This is a genomic window from Halovibrio sp. HP20-59 (assembly GCF_033052795.2).
GTDB lineage: Bacteria > Pseudomonadota > Gammaproteobacteria > Pseudomonadales > Halomonadaceae > Vreelandella.
In genome coordinates, this window is record NZ_JAWJUW020000201.1 from 1 (window position 1) to 230 (window position 230).

The following is a 230-nucleotide window of genomic DNA, read 5'->3' on the forward strand; positions in this document are numbered from 1 at the left end:
GATCGCGCTCGTCCATCCCGAACCTACCAGCATCTACGCGGTCGCCGCGCTTTTCGGCAGCATGTTCGTCTGGGTCGCGGCACTGCTCGCCGCCAAGGGCAGGCGCGGCGCAGCGGGCACCGAAGTGACGAGCAAACGCGATTCGGGCTCGATGCTCGGCGTCGCGGTGCAGGCGCTCGGGTTTCTCGTAGTGGGATTCGGCCCGCTCGAGCTGGTCCTGGGCACGCCGG

At 69.1% G+C, this 230-nt stretch carries 1 protein-coding gene; it reads left to right on the forward strand.

Annotation, left to right across the window (positions count from 1 at the left end):
* Positions 1–230, forward strand: a 230-nt coding sequence (locus RZA33_RS19865) for a hypothetical protein (RefSeq protein ID WP_317510138.1), incomplete at both ends; no start/stop codon positions are given.